This window comes from Enterobacter sp. UPMP2061 (assembly GCF_053709615.1).
The window spans coordinates 59110-76155 of the sequence record NZ_JBSKJP010000006.1; the positions used below are offsets into that span (position 1 = coordinate 59110).

Consider the following 17046-nt stretch of genomic DNA (forward strand, 5'->3'; position numbering starts at 1 on the left):
AAAAGCGGTGGCGCGCGCCACCGCCTGAAACGCTTAGTGACGCACGCCATCGTCGTCTTCGTCGATGTAATCTTCGTCGTCGCCTTCTTCGCCGTCTTCTCCGTTCGGATCTTCGAAGTAGGTTCCCCAGCCGTCGTATTCCACTTCAAACTTCTCGGCCAGGTTCATCAGCTGTTCCACCTGCGCGTCGATCAGCTCCGCCTTCAGCGCGCCTTCGCTCAGGATGTCGCAGCAGATGACGGTGTCGCCCTCTTCCACTTCCAGCTCTTCCGGCTCGGTCACTTCGTAACCCAGCTTGAAGGCTTCCACGGCCATTTTTTCCAGCGCTTCAAAGTCGTCCGCAGAGAAATGGTGTTCGATGGTGTACAGCGCGTCCGGATCGCTACCGTCTTCCAGCAGTTCTTCAATAATCAGACGCGTCTCTTCGCGTTGCTCTTCCAGTAATTCCGGGTTTGCCATGGCTCAATCCTCTTTAAAGTGCGGCAGATACTTCTATTTTCACACACGGACGGGTTTGCCTCCACCTTTGTTGGAAAGATTTGTGAAACGGGGTTGCAAATGAATAATTACACATATAAAGTGAATTTTAATTCAATAAGTGGCGTTCGCCATGCGAGGATAAAATGTCTGATCTGCACAAGAAACACTTTCTGAAATTGCTCGACTTTACCCCTGCACAGTTCACTTCTCTGCTGACCCTTGCCGCACAGCTCAAAGCCGATAAAAAAAAGGGCAAGGAAGTACAAAAGCTTACTGGCAAAAACATCGCGCTCATCTTCGAAAAAGACTCGACCCGTACACGTTGCTCTTTCGAAGTTGCCGCATTTGACCAGGGCGCGCGCGTTACCTATTTAGGGCCGAGCGGCAGCCAGATTGGGCATAAAGAGTCAATTAAGGATACCGCACGGGTGCTCGGGCGGATGTACGACGGCATTCAGTATCGCGGCCACGGCCAGGAAGTGGTCGAGACGCTGGCGCAGTATGCTGGCGTGCCGGTGTGGAACGGGCTGACCAACGAGTTCCACCCGACGCAGCTGCTGGCGGATCTGCTGACCATGCAGGAGCACCTGCCGGGCAAGGCATTTAACGAGATGACGCTGGTCTACGCGGGCGACGCGCGCAACAACATGGGCAACTCGATGCTGGAAGCGGCGGCGCTGACGGGGCTGGATCTGCGCCTGGTGGCCCCGAAGGCCTGCTGGCCGGAAGAGAGCCTGGTGGCAGAGTGCAGCGCGCTGGCGGAAAAGCACGGCGGGAAAATCACCCTGACGGAAGACGTGGCGGCGGGCGTGAAGGGCGCGGACTTTATCTATACCGACGTGTGGGTGTCGATGGGCGAAGCCAAAGAGAAGTGGGCGGAGCGGATTGCGCTGCTGCGCGGGTATCAGGTGAACGCGCAGATGATGGCGCTCACCGGCAACCCGGACGTGAAGTTCCTGCACTGTCTGCCGGCGTTCCATGACGACCAGACCACGCTCGGCAAGCAGATGGCGAAAGAGTTCGATCTGCACGGCGGGATGGAAGTGACGGACGAGGTGTTTGAGTCGCCGGCGAGCATCGTGTTCGACCAGGCGGAAAACCGGATGCATACGATTAAGGCGGTGATGGTGGCGACACTTGGGGAGTGATTGGGTCCTCTGAGCGCTGGTGCCCTCACCCCGGCCCTCTCCCACAGGGAGAGGGAGAAAACCCAGCCCGTAGGCCCGTGCAAGCGCAGCGCCGCCGGGCAAATCAGGCGACGATGCGGCTGATGCCCTTTCTCCCACAACCCGCTCTACTCAATTGATTTTTCACCCCGAAAAAGGTACGTTTTCGCCTTAATTCCAGCGTGGACATACCAGCATTATGCCGATTATTCAGTCTGTTGAACGTGCGTTGCAGATCCTCGACCTGTTCAACGAGCAGGCCACCGAACTTAAGATCACCGACATCAGCAAACTGATGGGGCTGAGCAAGAGTACCCTCCACTCGCTGCTGAAAACCCTCCAGCTTCACGGCTATATCGATCAGAACCCGGAAAACGGTAAGTATCGCCTCGGCATGAAGCTGGTCGAGCGCGGTCATTTTGTCGTGGGCTCGATGGATATTCGGCAGAAGGCGAAAGGCTGGCTGACGGAGCTGTCCCGGCGAACCGGGCAGACTACCCATCTGGGGATCCTGGACGGGCGTGAAGGGGTCTATATCGAGAAGATTGAAGGCAAGCTCGCTGCCATCGCCTATTCGCGCATCGGCCGCCGCCTGCCGGTTCACGCCACCGCCATCGGCAAAGTGTTGATTGCCTGGCTGGGCGAGGCCGAGCTGAACGCCCTGCTGGAGGGCTATCAGTACACCACCTATACCCCTTCTACCCTTGCCTCTCGCGAAGCCTTAATGAGTGCCCTGGCGCAGACCCGCGAGCAGGGTTACGCCCTGGATAGCGAAGAGAACGAGCAGGGCGTGCGCTGCGTGGCGGTGCCGGTGTGGAACCACGAGTCCCGCGTCATTGCCGCCCTGAGCCTGTCGACGCTGACCTCCCGCGTGGACGACGCAGAGCTGGCTAATTTCCGCGAGCAGCTTCAGCAGGCCGGGCTCCAGCTCTCACGCGCGCTGGGCTACCCGGCCTGAGCCGTCAGACCGGCTCGTAGGTGAAGTAGTCGAAGTCAGCGTGGCAGCCGTCGCCGCTGATGTCCTCGCAGTGCAGTCCCACAAACGCGCCGGTGAAGAAGCCGCGCCCGCCGATATAGTCATCCGACAGCTTCCACGCCTCATACGTCACCGGCACGGCATGCCACGTCTCGCCGTCGAACGAGTAGCTGTAGCGGTAGACCAGCCTATCCACATCCACCCGGAGCCAGACGCTCTCAGCCTGTTCCGGCACCGGAATCGGCTGCTCGTGCAGCGGCCATGACGGCACGTTGTGGTCAAGCTGGATCACCTTAATCGTTCTGCCCTGCCCCCCCTCGTAGTCCACAAAGCAGTAGCTCCAGTTTTTGCTGTTGTAGTAGCAGGTCAGCCCCGCGCTCTGCTGGAAGTGCACCGGCGAGAACTGCATCCGCGTCTCGGCCCGGAAGGTGAAGTGCTGCCAGCGGCGCGCCACGGTCGACTGGGTAAAGGTCGAGTTGAGCGAGTCGTTGCCGTACAACCGTAAATAGCCGGGGCGCGCGGTGAGCGAGCCGAGGGTGTCGTCGAACGGAATGCGCAGAGTCTGCAATTCAGGGTCAAGCGTGCTGCCGTCGAAATCATCCCGCCAGCTACCCTGAGCGGCGCCAGGCTGCTCCGCCACCTGCGGGCCTTTCACGGTCAGCTGCGCGTGCTTGCCGCCTTCCACGTACGGCCAGCCATCGCGCCATTCAATGCGGGCAATGCCGGTCTCGCGCCCCAGCGGACAGTAGCCGCGTCCGCCGGAGGCCAGCAGCGGCACGCCGGGCAGGCGCAGCGGGCGGCTGGTAAGGTAGGCCATATACCACTCCCCGGTGTGGGTTTGCAGCAGCGAGCCGTGGCCGCTCTTTTGCAGCGGGTTCTCCGGCAGGTGCCAGCTGGTCATCATCGTCACGTCCGGGTGAAGCTCGTACGGCCCGTCGATGGTTTTTGCACGCAGCACCACGACGGCGTGCTCGTAGCTGGTGCCGCCTTCGGCAACCATCAGGTAGTACCATCCCGCGTGGCGATAAAGATGCGCCCCTTCGGTGTAGCAGAGCGGCGTGCCGGTAAACAGCGTTTTGCGCTCGGGCGAGAGGGTGCCGGTCTGCGGGTCAAACTCCTGCATCACGATGGTGTTGTGCGGGTTGCTGTGATGGCGCGGCCCCCACGGGCGGTAGAGGTAGTATTTGCGGCCATCGTCGTCGTGGAACAGGGACGGATCGAACCCGCCGTTGCCCATCGGGACCGGCTCGCTCCATGGCCCCTCAATGGACGGCGCGGTGACGAGGAAGTTGCGGCCATTTTTCCACGGCGAATCGACAATCTTCACGTCGGTGTAGAGCAGCCAGAATTTGCCGTCGGCGTAGCTCAGGCACGGTGCCCAGATACCGCCGGAGTCCGGGTTGCCCTTCATGTCCAGCATCGACACACGGTCCAGCGGGGTGCTGACCAGCGACCAGTTTTTCAGGTCGCGGGAGTGATAGATGCGCACGCCCGGGAACCACTCGAAGGTCGAGGTGGCGATGTAGTAGTCCTCGCCCTGGCGGCACAGGGACGGGTCCGGGTTGAAGCCGGTGAGTATCGGGTTAGTGATTTCCATGTTGCCTCCGGTTAATGGGATGCGGCTGTCGCGGCGTCGGGAATGGCCTCGCCCTGCGCCGCGCGGTGCTTGATCAGCTGCTGGCTGATGGCCTCCACGCGGGCGTCGGTGAGCTTATAAAACGACAGCATGATGAACATGCCCGCATAGAGCACCACGGGCACCACGCAGAACAGAATTTTGATGGTGGTCAGCACCTCGACCGGCTGCACGCTGCTGCTGGCGGAGTAGTTCACGTACGCCAGGATCCAGCCCACTACTGCCCCGCCAATTGCCAGGCCAATCTTCAGGCTGAACAGGTAGGTGGAGAACACCAGCCCGTCCAGGCGTCGCCCGCTGCGGCTTTCTTCGTAATCCACCACGTCAGAGGCCATCAGCCACTGTAGCGGCGTGGTGGTGTTAAAGACGAACAGGAACAGGATGTTGAGGGCGAAAATCAGGGCAATATGCTCCGCCGGCGTGAAGAAGATCAGCAGGCTAATCAGAGAGTAAGCGACGATGATCCACTTAAAGGCGGTGACGCGGTCGAAGCGGCCCAGCAGACGAGACGAGCAGAGCGAGCCGAACATGGTGGCGAGGCTGCCGTAGAGTAAAAACTGGGTCGCCATCTCCGGGTGATCCATCACGTATTTCACGAAGTAGAGCGTCGCCCCGCCGCGCACCACGTTGGAGCAGGTCGCCATCATCTTGAAGGCGCACATGATCCGCCACTGGCCGTTGCCCAGCAGCAGCTTAAGATCTTTCGCCACCGACGAGCCAGGCTGCACTTCAAAGGTGTAGCGCTCTTTGGTGGTGAAGAAGCAGACATAAAGCAGGACCACGCCGCTCAGACCCAGCACGCACATGGCGCCGAAATAGCCCACCTGCTCGTTCCCTTTGCCGATGATGCTGACCAGCGGCAGCGCGATGCCGCTGATGGCGAGCGACCCAGCGGCGGCGAGGAAGAAACGCCAGGACTGAAGGGCATGACGCTCTTTCGGGTCGGCGGTGATCACCCCCGGCATGGCACAGTACGGGACGTTAACGAAGGTGTAGACCAGAGTCAGCAGAATGTAGGTCACGCAGGCGTAGATGATTTTGCCCTGCGCGGAGAAGTCCGGCGTGTAGAAGGTCAGCATGCAGACGATGCCAAACGGGATGGCGCCCCACAGCAGGAACGGGCGGAACTGGCCGTAGCGGGTGCGGGTGCGGTCTACCAGCAGCCCCATCAGCGGATCGGTCACGGCGTCGAGCACGCGGGAAACTAAAAACAGCGTCCCCATTATGCCCGCGGAGAGACCGAACACGTCGGTGTAGAAATAGGCCAGCAGGAACATCGTGGCCTGCCAGACGAAGCCGCAGGCGGTATCACCCAGCCCGTAGCCAATTTTGTCTTTCATGGTTAATTGCGTCATCAGAATTACACCCTTATGTAGTGTGCTGAATTACAACATCGTGTTAATGGAGTGTAATGAGATGCTCAATTAACCAGCAATGGTCATATCTTATTTCTGAATTACGTTATTTCGCTTTTGTGACGCCAACGATATATCATAAGTCATTGTTTAAATTATAAAATTAAAGACAAGCAAAAACCGCCCGCGGAATATTTTCCGCAGACGACTTTCTCTCAGAAAATAATTAAATGCCGAGTGCTTTTTTACCGGCGTTAATTACCTCAATGATTTTATCGGTGTCATAAATACAGCCTTTCCAGGTGCCGCCACTCACGGACTGTAATGCCGCCCACAGCCGGGTATCGTCCGGCAAAAAGTCGTGAGCGTGCAGGTCCGGGTGCGTCTGCCGCCGCGCCAGCTCGCGCGCGCCCTCTTCCGGCGTCAGCGGGTTGTCCGCGGTACCGATGAAGTTCACGCTACCGGTCAGAGTCAGGCGGTCCACGGCAATCTCAATGATGTCGTTATCGCGCAGCTTACCAATCGGCCCTCCCGCCAGCGCCTCCGGCGATACGTGGCCGAAGCAGGCCCCCGTCGACACGCCCGAGAAGCGCGCATCGGTGATTAACGACACCGTCTTGCCCCACGAGATATGCTTCAGCGCGGAGGTAAGCTGGTAGGTCTCTTCCATGCCGGTGCCGGACGGGCCACCGCCGATCACCACCATGATATCGCCCTGCTTAATCTCTTCCCGCTTGATGGCCCTGATCGCCTGCGCCTCCGAGACAAACACCCGCACCCGGCCAGTGTGGCGGTAAACGCCATCTTCACCCACCACCGACGGGTCGATCGCCGTGGCCTTGATCACCGATCCTTCCGGCGCGATGTTGCCCGTCGGGAAGCAGACCGTCGAGGTCAGCCCTTTCGCTTTTGCCTTCTCCGGCGGCAGGATCACGTCATCCGGCTCCACGCCGTCCTGCTCGCGCAGGCACTGGCGGAAGCGCTTACGGCGCTCCGAGCTCTGCCACCAGTCGAGGTTCTCGCCCACTGTCTGGCCAGTGACGGTCATGGCGTCCAGATTCAACAGGCCGAGATCGCGCAGGTGGAGCATCACCTCCGGCACGCCGCCCGCGAGGAAGGCGCGCACGGTCGGGTGATAGTCCGGGCCGTTGGGCAGCACGCTTACCAGGCGAGGCACCCTGCGGTTGACGCGCGTCCAGTGCTCAACGTCCGGAATAGTGCAGCCCGCTGCGTGGGCGATGGCCGGAATATGCAGCAGTAAATTGGTGGAGCCGCCGAACGCCGCGTGGATCACCATCGCGTTTTCGATGGCTTTGTCGGTGAGGATATCGCGCGTGGTGATGCCACGGTTATCCAGTTCACTGACCGCGCGTGCCGACTGGCGGGCGATCTCCAGCCACACCGCCTGCCCGGACGGCGCCAGTGCAGAGTGCGGCAGCGCCAGACCCAGCGCCTCCGCCACTACCTGCGAGGTGCCCGCCGTACCGAGGAACTGACACCCGCCGCCCGGCGACGCGCAGGCGCGACAGCCCAGCTCGGCGGCCTCCTGCAAGGAGAGCTCATGGTTGGCGAAGCGCGCGCCGATGGTCTGCACTTTGCCCGCATCTTCCCCCACGGTGGGCGGCAGCGTCGCCCCGCCCGGCACCAGAATGGTCGGCAGATCGTGCATGGAAGCCAGCGCAATCATGGTGGCGGGCAGCCCTTTATCGCAGGTTGCCACGCCGATCACCGCCCGGCGCGTCGGCAGGGAGCGGATCAGGCGGCGAAACACGATCGCCGCGTCGTTGCGGTACGGCAGGGAGTCGAACATGCCGTGCGTGCCCTGCGAGCGACCGTCGCACGGATCGCTGACGAAGGCGGCGAACGGGATCCCGCCGTTGCGGGTGATCTCCTTCGCCGCCGCCTGCATCTGCATGCCGATCTCCCAGTGTCCGGTGTGGTAGCCCAGCGCGACCGGGCGTCCGTCTCCGGCGCGGATGCCGCCCTGGGTGCCGATGATCAGCACCTCTTTGCCGGTGAGCTTGTTGGCATCCCAGCCCATCCCGGCGTTCTGCGTCATACCGAACAGGTTGCCGCTGGGGGATTCCATCAGCATCTGCGGGGTCAGCGGCAGCGTGCCCTGCGGCCCCGCCGCGTGGGTGATCACCGCATAAAACGCATCGTCCTGTGGGGTGAAAATTTTCTCAATGGTCATCGTTATCGTCCGGCTCAGCAGAGTTTGAGCTGTTGTAACAGGGTTTTCAGCTGCGCCTTGCGCGGCTCGTCCAGCGGCGAGGCTGGCGGCAGGACGTGCGTAGAAATCGGACGACCGCAGAGCACGATCGCCTCTTTAATGACGTTCACAAACGGCGTATCCAGCTGATACATCTGCGGGATTTGCAGCAGGGTCTGATGATACTCAGCCGCTTTCGCCACGTCGTTATCCCGCCAGGCTTTCAGAAGATTTACCGACACCTGTGGGGCAAAGTTGCCGCTGGCCGAGATCGCCCCGTCGCCGCCTAGCAGCAGGGTATTAAACAGATGATCGTCGTAGCCGCACAGCACCGTGAAATGAGGATGGGCGCCTTTAACGGTGTGGATCATGCTGCGCAGGTGGGCGACGGAATCGATGGTGTCTTTGATGCCGACGATGTTACTGCGCGAGTCGGCCAGGGTTTTCACCAGCGCCGGGGTCAGATCCTGCCCGGTCAGCGCCGGGAAGTTATAGAGCATCACCGGCAGCGTGACGCTGTCGGCCACCTGCTCGAAATAGCGGATCAGGTTCGCTTCCGACACTTTCCAGTAGTAAGGGTTGATCACCACGATGCCGTCCGCGCCCGCCTGCTGCGCGTGCTGGCTCAGCTCAATGGTTTCCCGGGCGTTGGTGCCGCCGGTGCCGATCAGAACCGGCACGCGACGATCGACATGATCGATCGCAAACCGAGCAATGGTTTTACGCTCTTCGGCGCTGAGCTGGGAGAACTCGCCGCCGCTGCCCAGGAAGAACAGGCCGTCGACGCCCGCAGCAATCAGATCGTCGATCAGCGCGGCGGTACCCGGTTTATCGAGCTGGCCATCGGCGGTAAAAATGGTGGAGACAGGGGGAATGATACCCGTGAACAACGCGGACTGCGGCATGAGATCTCCTTGTTGAAACATTTTGTTCTACATTATAGAACGGCGTTCATTAATTTAACGATCATACTATGACGCAGAAAAAGCGCAGGTAAATGGGAAGGGATGAGGGAGTGCGGGAAGTTTAAGCTGGATCACATTATGCGTGGGTGCGGTCTGGTGCCCTCACCCTAACCCTCTCCCAAGGGGAGAGGGAACTTTTACACCCTCTCCCCTTGGGAGAGGGCCGGGGTGAGGGGTTACTCTACCAGCATCTTCACCACAACCTTACGCACCTGCGCCGGCGCTCCCGCCGCGCACAGCGGCTTATGCACTTCGCCCGGCCAGAACACTACAAAATCCCCTTCGCTCAGCACCACGGTTTTCTCCTGCTCGCCTTCCGGCAGGAACGCGATGTCTTTGTCCGCCAGCCAGTCGGTGTCCGGCGTACCGTGCGGCAGGGTACTGAAGGTCATCCCTTCCTGACCTCTTAGCACAATCTGAATATCCAGATAGCGTGCATGGTATTCAGCGCGACGCTCGGCGAACGGCTGGGTCATGTCCTCCGAAACCAGATAAAACAGGCTGTTGCCATTGATGTCGTGCTTACCGGTCGGCGTTGCGTCGGTGACGTGGGCCTTAACGTGCTCAATGGCCTGGCGCAGCTCTTCTGGCAACCAGGACTGGAGATGATGAATATTGCCAATAATCATGATACAACCCTCAGATTAAAACATTGTTTCATTTTTATGTTTTATACGAGAATTGCCTCTTCCATACCAGCCCTTTTTTGACAAGATTTGCGTCAGCGCATGTTTATCGGGAAATGTGTTAATCCACTGTTAATTGCACACAGGCATTTATGCAGTGGTTATGCATAACCTCATTTCATGCACTTTGCACATAGGATCTAACTCACTGAATTTAAAACATAACCCACAAAACCTGTTGGTGTATCACACTTTACCACTTTGGTTATTTCCTTTAAAAATCCATAATTATTTATTGATTTCTCTTAAGTGAAAAATAGTTAACTGTCATTATTGCATAGCTATTCCCGTGACAACATTTTATCCATTAAAATCAACAACATAACTAAATATTTCAAAGCGTGTGATTCTACAAAATAATAACAACTTCAAATATTGCCACCCGTTCCTGCTTAGCTATTCATCCCTTAATAATATGAAATTAATCATTATCTGATACGAATCATGCAATTGAAAATAAACTGCTCAATATCGGTTTTCGCGTGAGCAATGTCACAATAACCATTATTTAAGCGCCTACTATAAATCACGAAATCAATTGAGCTTAGCCGCCATGAAATTAAACACATCACATGGCGCATGCCCTTTTTATTCTGAAAAAAAGTTAAAGGAATAATTATGGAAAAGCATTACGTCGGTTCTGAAATTGGTCAATTGCGTAGCGTTATGCTGCACCGTCCTAATTTAAGTCTGAAACGGTTAACCCCCTCAAACTGTCAGGAGCTGCTATTTGATGACGTGCTCTCGGTTGAACGGGCGGGTGAAGAGCATGACATCTTCGCAAACACGCTGCGCAAGCAGGGTGTGGAAGTCCTGCTGTTGACCGACCTTCTTACGCAAACGCTTGATATTGCGGAAGCAAAAGACTGGCTTCTTGAAACACAAATCTCCGACTATCGCCTGGGGCCAACCTTTGCCGCCGACGTGCGCGGCTGGCTGGCGGATATGCCGCATCGCGAACTGGCGCGCAGATTGAGCGGTGGATTAACCTACGGTGAAATTCCTGCGGCTATTAAAAATATGGTGGTCGATACCCACACGGCGAATGATTTTATTATGAAGCCGCTGCCGAACCACTTATTTACCCGCGATACCTCCTGCTGGATATATAACGGCGTCTCCATTAATCCGATGGCGAAACCCGCCCGCCAGCGTGAAACCAATAACCTGCGGGCAATATATCGCTGGCACCCCGCATTTGCCGACGGCGAGTTTATTAAGTATTTCGGCGACGAGAATATTAATTACGACCACGCCACATTAGAAGGCGGCGACGTATTAGTGATTGGCCGCGGAGCGGTATTGATCGGCATGTCCGAGCGCACGACGCCGCAGGGCGTGGAGTTCCTCGCCAACAGCCTGTTTAAACACCGCCAGGCCGAGCGCGTGATTGCCGTTGAGCTGCCAAAACACCGCTCCTGCATGCACCTCGACACAGTCATGACCCACATCGACGTTGACACCTTCTCCGTTTACCCGGAAGTGGTGCGCAAGGACGCCCAGTGCTGGACGCTCACCCCGGACGGACGCGGCGGCCTGCTGCGCACCCAGGAAACCGACCTGCTGCACGCCATCGAGAAAGCCCTCGGCATTAACCACGTCCGCCTGATCACCACCGGCGGCGACGCCTTTGAAGCCGAACGCGAGCAGTGGAACGACGCTAACAACGTCCTGACCCTCCGCCCGGGCGTGGTGATCGGCTACGAGCGCAACGTCTGGACCAACGAGAAGTACGACAAAGCGGGCATCACCGTGCTGCCGATCCCGGGCGACGAGCTGGGACGCGGTCGCGGCGGCGCGCGCTGCATGAGCTGCCCACTGGAACGCGACGGAATTTAAAGGAGCCATCATGGAACGAAAACCCACTCTGGTTGTGGCCCTTGGCGGCAACGCGCTGCTCAAGCGCGGCGAGCCGCTTGAAGCGGACATCCAGCGCCAGAACATTGAGCAGGCCGCCCGCACCATCGCCGGCTTAACGGAACAGTGGCGCGTGGTGCTGGTGCACGGCAACGGCCCGCAGGTCGGACTGCTGGCGCTGCAAAACAGCGCCTACGACAAAGTCACTCCCTACCCGCTGGACGTTCTTGGCGCCGAAAGCCAGGGAATGATCGGCTACATGCTCCAGCAGGCGCTGAAAAACAATCTGCCCCAGCGCGAGGTCAGCGTCCTGCTCACGCAGGTGGAAGTGGACGCCGCCGACCCGGCGTTCAGCAACCCGACCAAGTACATCGGCCCGGTCTACAGCGAAGCCCAGGCTAAAGCGCTGGCCGCGGAAAAAGGCTGGGTGTTTAAGGCCGACGGCAGCTACTTCCGCCGCGTGGTGCCGTCGCCGCAGCCGAAGCGCATCGTCGAGAGCGACGCCATCACGGCGCTGATTCAGCGCGACCACCTGGTGATCTGCAACGGCGGCGGTGGCGTGCCGGTAGTGGAAAACGCCAACGGCTATCGCGGGATCGAGGCGGTGATCGACAAAGACCTCTCCGCCGCCCTGCTGGCGCGCCAGATCGAGGCCGATGCCCTGCTGATCCTCACCGATGCCGACGCGGTGTACCTCGACTGGGGCAAGCCAACCCAACGTCCGCTGGCGCAGGTGACGCCGGAGCTGCTCAGAGGCATGCAGTTCGACTCCGGATCGATGGGGCCGAAAGTGGCCGCCTGCCGCGAGTTTGTTGAGGCCTGCAACGGCATTGCCGGGATCGGCGCGCTGGCCGACGGCGCGGAGATCCTGGCGGGCGAGAAAGGCACATTGATTCGTAACTGAGTCGTTTTCCCCTCACCCTAACCCTCTCCCAAAGGGAGAGGGAATGCACGCCCCCTCTCCCTGCGGGAGAGGGCCGGGGTGAGGGCATCAGACAGCACAAATTTTAAAAAGGATTTCCCCATGACCATTAACCTGAAAAACCGCAACTTCCTGAAACTGCTGGACTACACCCCGGCGGAGATCCAGTACCTGATCGATCTCGCCATCGAGCTGAAGGCCGCCAAAAAAGCCGGACGCGAAAAACAAACCCTGGTCGGGAAAAACATCGCCCTGATCTTTGAAAAAACCTCCACCCGCACCCGCTGCGCCTTCGAAGTGGGTGCGTTCGACCAGGGCGCGCAGGTCACCTACCTCGGCCCAAGCGGTTCGCAGATTGGCCACAAAGAGTCGATGAAGGACACCGCGCGCGTGCTGGGCCGCATGTATGACGGCATCGAGTATCGCGGCTACGGCCAGGCCATCGTTGAAGAGCTGGGCGAGTACGCGGGCGTGCCGGTGTGGAACGGCCTGACCGACGAGTTCCACCCCACCCAAATTCTCGCCGACCTGATGACCATGCTGGAGCACTCTCCGGGCAAAACCCTGCCGGAGCTGAGCTTTGCTTACCTGGGCGATGCGCGGAACAACATGGGTAATTCGCTAATGGTCGGCGCGGCCAAAATGGGGATGGATATCCGCCTGGTTGCACCGAAATCCTTCTGGCCGGAGGCGGGCCTGGTTGAGCAGTGCCGCGCCATCGCCAAAGAGACCGGCGCGCGCATCACCCTCACCGACGACGTGGAGGAAGGCGTGCAGGGCACCGATTTCCTCTACACCGACGTGTGGGTTTCCATGGGTGAGCCGAAGGAGGCCTGGGCCGAGCGCGTCAGCCTGATGAAGCCATATCAGATTAACGCGGACGTGATGAAGGCCACCGGTAACCCGAACGTCAAGTTCATGCACTGCCTGCCGGCGTTCCACAACGAGCACACCAAAGTGGGCCGCGAAATCGAAATGGCGTACGGCCTGAAGGGGCTGGAAGTGACGGAAGAGGTCTTCGAATCACCGAACTCCATCGTCTTCGACGAAGCAGAGAACCGCATGCACACCATTAAAGCGGTCATGGTGGCGACACTCGGCGACTAATCACCGCCCGGCGCGCCGCGGGGTGCGCCGGGTTCAGGAGAACATCATGGGCAAGTTCAAGTTTCCCTCCGCTTACACCATTCTCTTTTTTCTGATTGCCGTGGTTGCCGTGCTGACGTGGATTGTTCCGGCCGGGCAGTACCATATGGCAATGAACGAGGCGCTCGGTAAAGAAGTGCCGGTTGCTGGCACCTACGCGCACGTGGCAGCGCACCCGCAGGGGCTGGTTTCGGTGCTGATGGCGCCGATTGCCGGGCTGTACGATCCGGAGTCCGGCCAGGCCGGGGCCATCGACGTGGCGCTGTTTATTCTGATCATCGGGGGATTCCTCGGGATCGTCACTAAAACCGGGGCGATAGACGCCGGGATCGAGCGCGTCACCACCCGGCTGCGCGGACGCGAAGAGTGGATGATCCCGATCCTGATGGCGCTGTTTGCCGCAGGCGGCACGATTTACGGCATGGCAGAAGAGTCGCTGCCCTTCTATACCTTACTGGTGCCGGTGATGCTGGCGGCGCGGTTCGATCCGGTGGTTGCTGCGTCCACCGTGCTGCTCGGCGCGGGGATCGGCACCCTCGGCTCCACCATCAACCCGTTCGCCACGGTGATCGCCGCCAACGCCGCCGGGATCCCCTTCACCAACGGCATCATGTTGCGCATCGCGCTGCTGGTGATCGGCTGGATCATCTGCGTGGCGTGGGTAATGCGCTATGCCCGCAAGGTGCGCAAGGATCCGTCGCTGTCGATCGTGGCGGATAAGCAGGAAGAGAACCGCGCCCACTTCCTCGGCAACAAGGGCGAGCAGTCGCTGGAGTTTACCCCGGTGCGCAAACTCATCCTGGTGATCTTCGCCCTCGCCTTCGCGGTGATGATCTACGGCGTGGCGGTGCTGGGCTGGTGGATGGCGGAGATCTCGGCGGTGTTCCTCGCCAGCGCGATTATCGTCGGGCTGATCGCCCGCATGAGCGAAGAGGAGCTGACCTCAACCTTTATCAACGGCGCGCGAGATTTGCTGGGCGTCGCGCTGATTATCGGCATCGCGCGCGGTATCGTAGTGATCATGGATAAGGGCATGATTACCCACACCATTTTGCACAGCGCCGAGGGAATGGTCACCGGATTGTCGACGGTGGCGTTCATCAACGTGATGTACTGGCTGGAAGTGGTGCTGTCGTTTCTTGTGCCTTCTTCGTCCGGCCTGGCCGTTCTGACGATGCCGATCATGGCGCCCCTTGCCGATTTCGCTAACGTCAACCGCGACCTGGTGGTTACGGCTTACCAGTCGGCGTCCGGCATCGTTAACCTGATCACTCCCACCTCTGCCGTCGTGATGGGCGGGCTGGCTATCGCCCGCGTGCCCTACGTGCGCTATCTGAAATGGGTCGCGCCGCTGCTGGGGATTTTAACGGTGGTGATTATGGTGGCGTTAAGCCTGGGCGCCCTGTTGTAATTTGCCGGATGGCGCTGCGCTTATCCGGCCTACGGATCGGTGCAGTGCCACCGGTTATTTCGGGAACTGATATGGGAACTATGATGGATTACGAAGAGTACTCTCCCAAAGAGCAACTACAGCTAACGGTCTGCCAGCGTCTGATCGCGGAAAAGAGCTATCTCTCCCAGGAGGAGATCCGCCGCGACTTACAGGAGCGGGGTTTTGAGACCATCAGCCAGTCCACCGTTTCACGTCTGCTCAAGTTGCTCGGTGTCATAAAAATTCGCAATGCCAAAGGGCTAAAGATTTATTCGCTGAATCCCCAGCTGCGCCCGGCCCCCGACGCGGCACGTACCGTCTCTGAAATGGTGGTGAGCGTGGAGCACAACAGCGAATTTATCCTTATCCATACCGTCGCCGGATATGGCCGCGCGGTGGCGCGTATTCTGGATTATCACCAGTTACCGGAAATTTTAGGCGTGGTGGCCGGAAGCAGTATCGTCTGGGTCGCCCCCCGCGTGGTGAAGCGCACCGCACTGGTGCATAAGCAAATTAATTATTTACTCAGAACGCATTAATATTCATAAAGAACCGTTTGCATTGAGTAAAGCGTGCATTAAATCGCTTGATCCCAAAAGCGAGCTGCGTATAATGCCCGACAATTTGCCGGGAGGAAGCATGGTCAAGCGTGTACGACATATCGTCTTACCGCGTCTGAAATCAGACGCTGGCCTGCCGTTTTTCTTCCCGTTGCTAAACCTATTCCCAGAGCCCCTCATTTGAGGGGCTTTTTTTTGCCCGGCGTCAGGAGATAAACATGAATCCGCTTTATCAAAAACACATCATTTCCATAAACGACCTCAGCCGCGAAGAGCTGGAACTGGTTCTGGAAACCGCGGCAAAACTGAAGGCCAATCCGCAACCGGAGCTGCTGAAGCACAAGGTGATTGCGAGCTGCTTCTTCGAAGCCTCGACCCGCACCCGCCTCTCCTTCGAAACCTCCATGCACCGCCTGGGGGCGAGCGTGGTGGGCTTCTCGGACAGCAGCAACACGTCGCTGGGTAAAAAAGGCGAGACCCTGGCGGATACCATTTCAGTCATCAGCACCTACGTGGACGCGATTGTGATGCGCCACCCGCAGGAGGGCGCGGCGCGTCTGGCGACCGAGTTTTCCGGCGGCATTCCGGTGCTGAACGCCGGTGACGGTGCCAACCAGCACCCGACGCAGACCCTGCTGGATCTGTTCACCATTCAGGAGACGCAGGGCACGCTTGAGAACCTGAACATCGCCATGGTCGGCGACCTGAAATATGGCCGCACCGTCCACTCCCTGACCCAGGCGCTGGCGAAATTTAACGGCAACCGCTTCTTCTTCATCGCGCCGGACGCGCTGGCGATGCCGCAGTACATTCTCGATATGCTGGACGAAAAAGGCATCGCGTGGAGCCTGCACGCCAGCATAGAAGAAGTGATGGGCAACGTGGATATTCTCTACATGACCCGCGTGCAGAAAGAGCGTCTTGACCCATCCGAGTACGCCAACGTGAAGGCGCAGTTCGTCCTGCGCGCCAGCGACCTCGAGGGCGCGCGCGACAACATGAAGGTGCTGCACCCGCTGCCGCGCATCGATGAGATCACCACAGACGTGGATAAAACGCCGCACGCCTGGTATTTCCAGCAGGCCGGAAACGGCATCTTCGCCCGCCAGGCATTACTGGCACTGGTTCTGAATCGCGAATTAGCTCTGTAAGGGGAGACGACCATGACACACGATAACAAACTCCAGGTTGAAGCCATCAAGCGTGGCACCGTGATTGACCACATCCCTGCGCAGGTGGGCTTTAAGCTGCTGACGCTGTTCAAACTGACTGAAACCGACCAGCGCATCACCATCGGCCTGAACCTGCCGTCGGGCGAAATGGGCCGTAAAGACCTGATCAAGATCGAGAATACCTTCCTGACCGACGAGCAGGTCAACCAGCTGTCTCTGTACGCGCCGGACGCCACGGTTAACCGCATCGACGATTACGACGTGGTGGGCAAATCCCGCCCAAGCCTGCCGGATCGCATCGAAAGCGTGCTGGTCTGCCCGAACAGCAACTGCATCAGTCATGCTGAGCCGGTTTCCTCCAGTTTCGCAGTGAAAAAGCGCGCCAATGACATCGCACTCAAATGCAAATACTGCGAAAAAGAGTTTTCTCATTATGTGGTGCTGGCCAACTAATTGAGGTTGGTAATGAAATCCCGGCTGT

General features: G+C 58.9%; 17 protein-coding genes and 1 pseudogene. 11 read left to right on the forward strand and 7 right to left on the reverse strand.

The window, feature by feature from the left end:
- Positions 1 to 33 precede the first annotated feature (33 nt).
- Entirely contained in the window at positions 34 to 459 is a 426-nt protein-coding gene (gene rraB, locus ACWKXX_RS13755; protein ID WP_023299202.1) for a ribonuclease E inhibitor RraB, read from the reverse strand.
- Between the two features lie 99 nt (positions 460 to 558).
- Between rraB and argL the strand changes: the two genes are divergently transcribed.
- The 3 genes from argL (at position 559) to xynR (ending at position 2604) form a co-directional block, all read left to right on the forward strand.
- On the forward strand, positions 559 to 654 hold the full coding sequence (gene argL, locus ACWKXX_RS13760; RefSeq protein WP_213083700.1) for a putative translational regulatory protein ArgL: 96 nt from the start codon (positions 559 to 561) through the stop codon (positions 652 to 654).
- Positions 624 to 1628 (forward strand): ornithine carbamoyltransferase, encoded by a 1005-nt coding sequence (argF, locus tag ACWKXX_RS13765; protein ID WP_261665767.1) that lies wholly within the window; start codon positions 624 to 626, stop codon positions 1626 to 1628. The genes argL and argF (ACWKXX_RS13765) overlap by 31 nt, the downstream gene beginning before the upstream one ends.
- A gap of 217 nt (positions 1629 to 1845) precedes the next feature.
- Complete coding sequence (gene xynR, locus ACWKXX_RS13770; protein ID WP_032652348.1) at positions 1846 to 2604, forward strand: DNA-binding transcriptional repressor XynR; 759 nt, start codon at positions 1846 to 1848, stop codon at positions 2602 to 2604.
- A 4-nt stretch (positions 2605 to 2608) separates the two neighbouring features.
- Here the strand turns inward: xynR and ACWKXX_RS13775 are convergent, their stop codons facing one another.
- From ACWKXX_RS13775 to ACWKXX_RS13795, 5 genes are all read right to left on the reverse strand, one after another.
- Positions 2609 to 4219: a glycoside hydrolase family 43 protein gene (locus tag ACWKXX_RS13775; protein WP_023302993.1), complete on the reverse strand. Its 1611-nt coding sequence runs from the start codon at positions 4217 to 4219 to the stop codon at positions 2609 to 2611.
- A gap of 11 nt (positions 4220 to 4230) precedes the next feature.
- Positions 4231 to 5613 (reverse strand): MFS transporter, encoded by a 1383-nt coding sequence (locus tag ACWKXX_RS13780; protein WP_017694629.1) that lies wholly within the window; start codon positions 5611 to 5613, stop codon positions 4231 to 4233.
- 226 nt (positions 5614 to 5839) lie between these two features.
- Entirely contained in the window at positions 5840 to 7807 is a 1968-nt protein-coding gene (gene yagF / locus ACWKXX_RS13785) for a xylonate dehydratase YagF (RefSeq protein WP_023302992.1), read from the reverse strand.
- A gap of 14 nt (positions 7808 to 7821) precedes the next feature.
- Entirely contained in the window at positions 7822 to 8730 is a 909-nt protein-coding gene (gene yagE, locus ACWKXX_RS13790; protein ID WP_023302991.1) for a 2-keto-3-deoxygluconate aldolase, read from the reverse strand.
- A 236-nt stretch (positions 8731 to 8966) separates the two neighbouring features.
- The gene (locus ACWKXX_RS13795) at positions 8967 to 9419 is read right to left on the reverse strand and encodes a YhcH/YjgK/YiaL family protein (RefSeq protein WP_023302990.1); all 453 of its coding nucleotides are present in this window, start codon (positions 9417 to 9419) and stop codon (positions 8967 to 8969) included.
- A gap of 675 nt (positions 9420 to 10094) precedes the next feature.
- Here ACWKXX_RS13795 and arcA point away from each other — a divergent pair.
- From arcA to ACWKXX_RS13820, 5 genes are all read left to right on the forward strand, one after another.
- Complete coding sequence (arcA, locus tag ACWKXX_RS13800) at positions 10095 to 11315, forward strand: arginine deiminase (RefSeq protein WP_023302989.1); 1221 nt, start codon at positions 10095 to 10097, stop codon at positions 11313 to 11315.
- Between the two features lie 10 nt (positions 11316 to 11325).
- Positions 11326 to 12237, forward strand: a complete 912-nt coding sequence (gene arcC, locus ACWKXX_RS13805) for a carbamate kinase (RefSeq protein WP_023302988.1) — start codon at positions 11326 to 11328, stop codon at positions 12235 to 12237.
- Positions 12238 to 12357: 120 nt separating this feature from the next.
- Positions 12358 to 13362, forward strand: a complete 1005-nt coding sequence (gene argF / locus ACWKXX_RS13810; protein WP_003863360.1) for an ornithine carbamoyltransferase — start codon at positions 12358 to 12360, stop codon at positions 13360 to 13362.
- A 46-nt stretch (positions 13363 to 13408) separates the two neighbouring features.
- A complete protein-coding gene (locus ACWKXX_RS13815; protein ID WP_003863365.1) occupies positions 13409 to 14812 on the forward strand; it encodes a YfcC family protein in 1404 nt (467 codons plus the stop codon).
- 80 nt (positions 14813 to 14892) lie between these two features.
- Complete coding sequence (locus tag ACWKXX_RS13820) at positions 14893 to 15372, forward strand: arginine repressor (RefSeq protein WP_003863366.1); 480 nt, start codon at positions 14893 to 14895, stop codon at positions 15370 to 15372.
- Positions 15373 to 15375: 3 nt separating this feature from the next.
- Here the strand turns inward: ACWKXX_RS13820 and ACWKXX_RS13825 are convergent.
- A pseudogene (locus tag ACWKXX_RS13825) lies at positions 15376 to 15493 on the reverse strand (hypothetical protein).
- Here ACWKXX_RS13825 and ACWKXX_RS13830 point away from each other — a divergent pair.
- From ACWKXX_RS13830 to pyrI, 3 genes are read left to right on the forward strand one after another with little or no spacing between them, the layout of a single operon-like run.
- Entirely contained in the window at positions 15473 to 15577 is a 105-nt protein-coding gene (locus ACWKXX_RS13830) for a pyrBI operon leader peptide (protein ID WP_071524139.1), read from the forward strand. The pseudogene ACWKXX_RS13825 and the gene ACWKXX_RS13830 overlap by 21 nt on opposite strands.
- A gap of 34 nt (positions 15578 to 15611) precedes the next feature.
- A complete protein-coding gene (gene pyrB, locus ACWKXX_RS13835; RefSeq protein WP_003863368.1) occupies positions 15612 to 16544 on the forward strand; it encodes an aspartate carbamoyltransferase in 933 nt (310 codons plus the stop codon).
- 12 nt (positions 16545 to 16556) lie between these two features.
- Complete coding sequence (gene pyrI, locus ACWKXX_RS13840; protein WP_003863370.1) at positions 16557 to 17018, forward strand: aspartate carbamoyltransferase regulatory subunit; 462 nt, start codon at positions 16557 to 16559, stop codon at positions 17016 to 17018.
- Positions 17019 to 17046: the final 28 nt, after the last annotated feature.

Bases quoted from the DNA above. Each gene is read 5' to 3' on its own strand.
- rraB (WP_023299202.1), bottom strand. From the start codon at position 459: ATGGCAAACCCGGAATTACTGGAAGAGCAACGCGAAGAGACGCGTCTG.
- argL (WP_213083700.1), top strand. From the start codon at position 559: ATGAATAATTACACATATAAAGTGAATTTTAATTCAATAAGTGGCGTT.
- argF (WP_261665767.1), top strand. From the start codon at position 624: ATGTCTGATCTGCACAAGAAACACTTTCTGAAATTGCTCGACTTTACC.
- xynR (WP_032652348.1), top strand. From the start codon at position 1,846: ATGCCGATTATTCAGTCTGTTGAACGTGCGTTGCAGATCCTCGACCTG.
- ACWKXX_RS13775 (WP_023302993.1), bottom strand. From the start codon at position 4,219: ATGGAAATCACTAACCCGATACTCACCGGCTTCAACCCGGACCCGTCC.
- ACWKXX_RS13780 (WP_017694629.1), bottom strand. From the start codon at position 5,613: ATGACGCAATTAACCATGAAAGACAAAATTGGCTACGGGCTGGGTGAT.
- yagF (WP_023302992.1), bottom strand. From the start codon at position 7,807: ATGACCATTGAGAAAATTTTCACCCCACAGGACGATGCGTTTTATGCG.
- yagE (WP_023302991.1), bottom strand. From the start codon at position 8,730: ATGCCGCAGTCCGCGTTGTTCACGGGTATCATTCCCCCTGTCTCCACC.
- ACWKXX_RS13795 (WP_023302990.1), bottom strand. From the start codon at position 9,419: ATGATTATTGGCAATATTCATCATCTCCAGTCCTGGTTGCCAGAAGAG.
- arcA (WP_023302989.1), top strand. From the start codon at position 10,095: ATGGAAAAGCATTACGTCGGTTCTGAAATTGGTCAATTGCGTAGCGTT.
- arcC (WP_023302988.1), top strand. From the start codon at position 11,326: ATGGAACGAAAACCCACTCTGGTTGTGGCCCTTGGCGGCAACGCGCTG.
- argF (WP_003863360.1), top strand. From the start codon at position 12,358: ATGACCATTAACCTGAAAAACCGCAACTTCCTGAAACTGCTGGACTAC.
- ACWKXX_RS13815 (WP_003863365.1), top strand. From the start codon at position 13,409: ATGGGCAAGTTCAAGTTTCCCTCCGCTTACACCATTCTCTTTTTTCTG.
- ACWKXX_RS13820 (WP_003863366.1), top strand. From the start codon at position 14,893: ATGATGGATTACGAAGAGTACTCTCCCAAAGAGCAACTACAGCTAACG.
- ACWKXX_RS13830 (WP_071524139.1), top strand. From the start codon at position 15,473: ATGGTCAAGCGTGTACGACATATCGTCTTACCGCGTCTGAAATCAGAC.
- pyrB (WP_003863368.1), top strand. From the start codon at position 15,612: ATGAATCCGCTTTATCAAAAACACATCATTTCCATAAACGACCTCAGC.
- pyrI (WP_003863370.1), top strand. From the start codon at position 16,557: ATGACACACGATAACAAACTCCAGGTTGAAGCCATCAAGCGTGGCACC.